Source organism: Aminobacter sp. P4_D5 (assembly GCF_056401815.1).
In genome coordinates this window covers 1-590 of record NZ_JBFUIP010001063.1, presented here as the reverse complement: position 1 = coordinate 590, position 590 = coordinate 1, and the positions used below count along the sequence as shown (strand labels likewise).

General features: G+C 70.7%; 1 protein-coding gene. It reads right to left on the bottom strand.

The window, feature by feature from the left end:
- Positions 1-590, bottom strand: a 590-nt coding sequence (locus AC1DWF_RS36670; RefSeq protein WP_476843344.1) for a GNAT family N-acetyltransferase, incomplete at its 5' end; no start/stop codon positions are given.

The following is a 590-nucleotide window of genomic DNA, read 5'->3' as shown; positions in this document are numbered from 1 at the left end:
TTACCGTGCAAGGGAGGCCTTCGGACGGCCCTGCGCATCCCAGTTGGAATCGTCCAGCCAGGCCTCGATGGCGTCGCGCCGCGCCGGCCATTCCTCCTCCAGGATCGAGAACCAGGCGGTGTCGCGCCGGCGGCCCTTGATGGTCAGGTTGGCGCGCAGCGTGCCCTCATAGGTGAAGCCGAGCCGGGCGGCGGCCCCGCGGGAGGGCCCGTTCAGGGCATTGCACTTCCAGGTGAGGCGCCGGTAGCCGAGATCGTCCATGGCGTGGCGCATCAGCAGGTACATGGCCTCGGTGGCCGCGCGCGTGCGCTGCATCCGGGGACTGAACCAGATGTTCCCCAGCTCGATATGCGCATGGGCCGGGAAGATCTCCATCAGGGAGAGCCAGCCGTCGGCCGTGCCGGTCCGGTGCGGCCGCACCGCCCAGGCCATGGGGTCGTGCGCGGTGGCGAAACCGCCGACGAAGCTCCGCATCGCCGCCTCGTCCGCGAAGGGCCCGTAGCCCAAATAGGCCCAGCTTTCCGGCGCCAGATCGGCCTGCGCGGCGGCCCAGAGATCCGGCGCGTGGCGGACATGGAGCGGCTCCAGGT